The 6,406-nt window shown below is 51.6% G+C and carries 3 protein-coding genes; 2 read left to right on the top strand and 1 reads right to left on the bottom strand.

The window, feature by feature from the left end; translation table 11 throughout:
* Together AC6HVW_RS14955 and AC6HVW_RS14950 are read left to right on the top strand one after the other, a co-directional pair.
* A partial coding sequence (locus AC6HVW_RS14955) for a non-ribosomal peptide synthetase (RefSeq protein ID WP_497569507.1) occupies positions 1-4,057 on the top strand: 4,057 nt, incomplete at its 5' end.
* Positions 4,058-4,126: 69 nt separating this feature from the next.
* On the top strand, positions 4,127-4,786 hold the full coding sequence (locus AC6HVW_RS14950; RefSeq protein WP_137751208.1) for a 4'-phosphopantetheinyl transferase family protein: 660 nt from the start codon (positions 4,127-4,129) through the stop codon (positions 4,784-4,786).
* A 49-nt stretch (positions 4,787-4,835) separates the two neighbouring features.
* Here the strand turns inward: AC6HVW_RS14950 and AC6HVW_RS14945 are convergent, their stop codons facing one another.
* Positions 4,836-6,227, bottom strand: coding sequence for a M24 family metallopeptidase (locus tag AC6HVW_RS14945; RefSeq protein ID WP_186485964.1), 1,392 nt, complete (start codon positions 6,225-6,227; stop codon positions 4,836-4,838).
* Positions 6,228-6,406 lie beyond the last annotated feature (179 nt).

The following is a 6,406-nucleotide window of genomic DNA, read 5'->3' as shown; positions in this document are numbered from 1 at the left end:
TCGCCTGGGGGGCAACAGCATTCTGGCGATCAAGCTGGTGGGCCGTTTGACCCGCGCGTTAGAAAAAAGCGTGCACGTCTCTGACCTGTTCCGCCTGAGATCCATTCGGGCACTGGCGGCATTTATTGATAATACCGCGCAGGGCTGCCAGGTCATCCAGGCACCGTCGATCGCCCGGCCTGAGGAGCAGCGGCTGTCGTTTGCCCAGGAGCGCCTGTGGTTTATCGACCGTTATGAAGAAGGCAGCAACGCCTACAACATCCCGCTTACGCTCAAGCTGCAGGCCGGAACCGATCCGCAGAAAGTGGCCCAGGCCCTGATGAAGGTGGTTGAGCGTCACGAAGTGCTGCGCACCCTGATCCTGTGCGATGACGACGGGCAGGGGTATCAACATATTCTGCCAGCCGAGACATTCTCACTGAGCATATCGCACGAAACATGCGACAGCGTGCAAGCGCTGCATGCACGACTGCATGAGCATCAACACCGGGTGTTTGACCTGGCGCAGGAGTGCCCGATTGCGGCCAGCAGTTATACGCTGGCGGGAGCAGACTACTTCAGCATCGTTATTCACCACATCGCGTTTGACGGCTGGTCGGTGGATCTGCTGTTAAAAGAGTTACTGCACTATTACCGCGTGTTCACCGGAGAGGCCAGCAATGAACTCCCGGCACCGCCGGTACAGTACCGGGAGTTTGCGTTGTGGCAGCGCCAACACCTGCAAGGAGCCACGCTGGACAGGCAACTGGCCTACTGGCATGGGCAACTGGCAGACCATGAACCGCTCAACCTGCCGACGGACCATGTACGTCCGTTGCAATTGGATTACCGCGGCGACGATATCACCTTCCAGCTGGATGCGGCGACCAGTGCCGAACTGCGGGCGTTGGCCGCCTCGTTGAACGTCAGCCTGTACACGGTCTTGCTGAGCGGCTATTACCTGCTGCTGGGGGTTTACAGCAACCAGCAGGATATCGTGTTGGGGACCCCGATAGCGGGCAGGCATTACCCTGGGGTGGAAGACACCATGGGGCTGTTCGTCAATACGCTGGTCCTCAGACGGCAGATAGACGTCAGCCAAACGGTCAGAGAATTTATTGGCGAAACGGGGCAGCAGGTCAGTGAAGCGCATACCCATCAGGACCTGCCTTTTGAAAAGCTGGTAGAAGTGCTGAAAACGGAAAAGGACAGTTCAAGGCACCCGATCTTCCAGGTGATGTTCAGTCTCCAATCGTTTGGCGCAGCGGGACGCACCGAAGGAGAAAGCCTGTTTGAGCAGTATGACGCGCAAGAAGGGGCGTATCGGGCAGCGAAGTTCGATTTGACCGTGATGATGGATGACAGTGAAGAGGCGATCGGTGGCGTCTTCAACTATGCGACGGCCCTGTTCAACGGGCAAACGATGGAGAACTACATTGCGACCTATCGGCATATCCTGCGCCAACTGGGAACGCTGTGCAGTCAGGGGCGTTCCCTTGCGGAGCTTCAGTACCTGGATACGGCGCAATACGAGCAAATCATCTGCCAGGGGAACCGCACCGAATGCGACTACCCACGGGATATGACAATCCACGAAATGTTCGAGGCGCAGGTAGCGAGAACCCCAGAGAACATCGCACTGGTGTTTGAGGGCGTGAGCCTGACCTATCGGCAGCTGAATGAACGGGCTAACCGCTTGTCGGTTTATTTGAGAGAACGCTTTGCTGTCCGCACTGGCGATCTGGTGGCGCTGTGTCTAAACCGCTCTGAGCATATGCAGGTCGCGATACTGGCCATTCTCAAGGCGGGGGGCGCTTACGTACCACTGGATCCGCTGGCACCGGATGACCGGGTGAGCTATATGCTGGAAAACGCCGGTATCGATATCATCTTGACGGCAAACCCTGGCGACGAGAAAGCCGCAGCGCTAGCGGCAACCGGCAGAACCGTTATTGATGTCGCCGATCGGGCAACGTCAGCTGATATTGCCCGCTACCCAGGTGAAAACCAGCCTTCATCGGTGCGGTCTAGCGATTTGGCTTACATCATCTATACCAGCGGTACCACGGGCAATCCTAAAGGCGTTATGCTAGAGCATCACAGCGTGATCAACCGTATTGTCTGGATGCACAAGCAATATCCGATCACGGCGCAGGATCGTATCTTGCAAAAGACCAACTACACCTTTGATGTTTCAGTGTGGGAGCTGTTCTGGGCTAACTGGTTCGGTGCTTGTACCGTTTTTGCTTCGCAGGAGGCCTACAAAGATAATGTTTATCTGGCAGAACTGATTGAACAGCAGCAGGTAACGACGCTCCATTTCGTCCCTTCAATGCTATCGGCATTCCTTGAAACCCTGGAGGGGCAGAACGCGTTGCAGGCAAAACTGGGCAGCCTTAACTACCTGTTTTGCAGCGGAGAGGCGTTAAACGTGGGGGAAGTCAGAAAATGCCAGCGTTTACTGCCGCATTGCCAGATCCACAATCTCTATGGCCCAACGGAAGCGACGGTGGATGTGCTGTTCTACGACTGTAACGCACGCTCCATTAAGGATGTGTTAATCGGTAAGCCGATAGACAATACTTCCGCCTATGTGCTGAATGCACAACTGCAACCCATTCCACCGGGGGCAATTGGCGAGTTATTCATTGGTGGCGTCGGTGTCGCTAGAGGTTACATGAATAATAAGCTATTGACGGACAAAGCTTTCCTAAGCAATCCATTCCAGAGCAATGAGGAAAAGCTACGGGGTTACAATGGCCGGATGTATAAAACTGGCGACGTGGTTCGCTATTTAGCCGATGGCAACATCCAATATCTGGGCCGCAATGATTTCCAAGTTAAAGTGCGCGGTTACCGTATTGAGCTGGGCGAAATCGAGACGCGCCTGGCCAGTTATCCGGACGTTAATCATGCGGTGGTGATCGCCAGTGAGCGTGGTAGCAATGATAAATATCTGGTGGCCTATTATGTTGCCGCGCAGGAAATTTCCACCGAAAAGCTATGCGCTCATCTGCGGGAAACCCTGCCAGATTATATGGTGCCTAGCGTATTCGTTCATTTGACGGCGCTGCCGGTGACCTCAAACGGTAAATTGAACAGAAGGTTGTTACCTGAACCGCAAATAACCCATTCAGTGTCCTACGTGGCGCCGGAAAACAAGGTTGAAAAAACATTGTGCGAGTTGCTTGCTGATACGTTGCAAGTGTCATTTGAGGCAATCAGCATGGAGGATAACTTCTTTGCACTGGGCGGCAACAGCATCCTGGCGATGAGGCTGAACAACCGGATTAATCAGGTGCTGAGGGTGAAAATTCGTCTGCTTGATATTATCAATGCACGCACCTTAGGCGAGTTATCGCAAGTAATTACACAGGCTCAAGGGAAGTCCTTTGAGGTGATCGTGCCATTTAATACGGTAACGCAAAAGCCGCAGATGTTTATGGTTCACCCTGGGATGGGGAACTGTTCTGTCTATCAATCCTTGGCCAATAGGTTGAGTGAGCGCTACTGCTGTTATGGGGTTGACTCATACAACTTCTATCATGAGCAGAAGATCGAGCGGCTTGATGAATTGGCACGTTATTATCTGGAGCATATCGATCGCATTCTTGATGTCAGCCAACCGGTCACTTTATTAGGCTGGTCGTTGGGCGGGAAGATTGCACTGGAGATCGCAGCCTATTTAGAAGCGCGTGGGGTTAAGGGGATCACTGTCTATCTGCTGGATACCTGGTTGTTAAGTGAAGATCATTATCTGCGCAATGAGTCATCCTTTAACCTGGACTCTATGATGGCGCGGTTACAAATCCCACATTATTTAAGACATAATGTCGAATCGGTCGTCGTCAGCGATAAGCTGTTGAATATACAGCCACTCTCTGCCGTATTAAAACATACGCAGATCGTGTTGTTTAAGGCGACAGAGGAGATAGGTAATGAGGGGTATCAACAATACCGGTTTAACAACGTTGATACTGGTGTTGAAGACATCGCCCAGCTACAGCTGTTTGAAATAGCAGCCTGTCACTTTACCTTGCTGGAAAAGGAGGATGAGTTGATTAGCCACATCCGCTAATTGCTTTCTTGGCGCTGGGCAGGGGTTTTATTACCTGCCCAGCATGCTATTGATGAAGGGCTAAAGAACATGACCAATTATATCTACTGCTCTCGTATTGACGAGCTAAGCAGCGAACTGCTTTATTCGCAGCGGGATTATCTTGATAAAGACCAACGGATCCTATTCGATCGGTTTAGATTTGATGACGATAAACGTCGGTCATTATTAGGGAGAATGCTGCTACGTTATGCATTAAAAAAACATGTTGGGTATCAGGGAAGTCACTTTCCCAAACTGCACTATAACCGCTATGGCAAACCTGCCGTGATGGGAATGAAAGGGGCTTTTAATCTTTCCCATGCGGGGGCCTGGGCCGTGTGTGCTTATACCACGCAGGGGAGTATCGGCGTTGATGTGGAAAAAAGAGTCCCGATTGACATACATGACTACCAGGATGTGCTCACTCCTGAGGAGTTTACACAACTCGCTCAGGGGGGAAACGTTGATTTCTTTCGTCTGTGGTCGTTGAAAGAAGCCATCATAAAAGCGGATGGCCGGGGTTTTTCTTTATCCCCGACCACGTTTACCTTACCTCACCCTTTTGCCAATGGCTTAACCGTCGATGTTGCTGAAAAACGTTGGTACTTACATTCACAGGACATTGGGGAGGAATACGTATTATCTAGCGCCTCAACATCCTATGAAACCGCACTGTTCTCGTTAGCCTTTGACACGCTGTTGGCCTGATTTAATCGCAGCCGTTCTCTGCCAAAGTCATACGCGATTGGCTTATCGCTCAGCTCTGGCAGACAAAAGCGCTGTCCTTGTCCAGCAAATAAGGGCGCAAATAGGCAACCGTGCTGCACATCGGCAAGATATCTGCTGACAGCGTTATCCCCAACGTTTCGACCAGGTATTTTCTACGCTGCTGCATCCGCTGCCATAGCTGCGGATACTGGCGTTGGAGCTCCAACTTCAGCTGTTCATCCGCCAGTAGCACGGTGCTCTCGGCAGATACGCCACCAAAGTTGGGCACTGAAGGGATAATATCAATCTGCAGGATCATGCCGCTCAACAGCTTTTGCTGTGAGCCTTGATAAATGGGCGAAGACATCCACTCTTCTTCAGCGGTCAGGTGCCCTGGGCACAGCGACCAACCGTACTTTGAGCGCGGTAAGACCGCTTCCACTTGATCGAACAGATCGCCGCCACGCATGCCAACGCTAATCACTTCAAGCCAGTGGGCATAGGCAGAGAAGTAGGGCTTGGCGACCGCATCCAGATAGTTTTTCGCCTCTGTTGATAACTCACCATTGGCATTGACCGCATAACCCGCCCGGCTGGAGGCCCCGCCGCGGTAGCCTACGGTTAGCGAAATCGTATCACCGTACTTCACGGTGTTGTCGGTTGGGAACAGGTTACCCTTGATAAAGCGTGGGCCGCTGGCAGCAATGGTCACGATACTCGGGTGCTGGCCAAAGCGCACCAGGCAATCCCCTAACGCTTGTTCTGTTACGCCCGGGGCCAGCTTATTCATGGCATCCAGCATGCAATCGGAGGCTAATGCGGCCCCATATTCGTAGTGAGCCACCTCGTTGGCATTATTGACCGTTCTTACCCCGTGCTCGCCGATAAACAAGTCGGTCTCATTGGATAAACAGGCTTCATCACCGACAATGTTGCGGAGGGTATCGACAATAAATGAGGGGAGATCATAGATTTTCTTGTCGATCTCTGGCCCGTTGGTAAACATCTTCCAGCCAACCAGGCCGGTGCGGGCATTTTCCCGAATGCCGGCTTCAACCAGCAGTTCCTTAATCGACTTATCGCTTCTACCGGGTTGATTCGGCAGTGAAAATTGAGAAAGATGCACCGCCTTGGCCTGAATTCGCGCTTTGCTGACCTTATTGAGATTTTCGTTTCCCAGCACCAGCGTCATTTCGCCATCGGCGTTGATAATCAATAAGGCCTCTTCAAAACGGGTGAAAAAGCCGACCAGATATTCAAAATTGCCACCGTGCTCGACATCACAGTAAATCACCAGTTGATCAAGCCCACGCTGCTTCATCCTGCTAAGGATGTTGCTCTTTCTTTGTTGGATGGTTTCATCCGTTAGTGCAACGGGCACGCCAGAACAGTCCTTTTGCGGCTCTGGGATGGTTTTTAAGCTTACTTGCTGGTTTTTCATCTGACCCTCTTTTGTCGAGTGTGAGTTCGTACAACCTGTTGATCAGGCCATGACGTTGAAAATATAGTTGAGACTTATCTTTCAGTGTTAAACAGACAACAATCAGCTTAACGTTAATTTGATCACAGTTTCTACTTTTATAGATTTGATTTCTTGCATTCATTTATCAAACTGATAGC

Source organism: Serratia sp. NCCP-200 (assembly GCF_059697885.1).
Note: the sequence above shows the minus strand (reverse complement) of the source record. Positions and strands in the feature narration are given on the sequence as shown.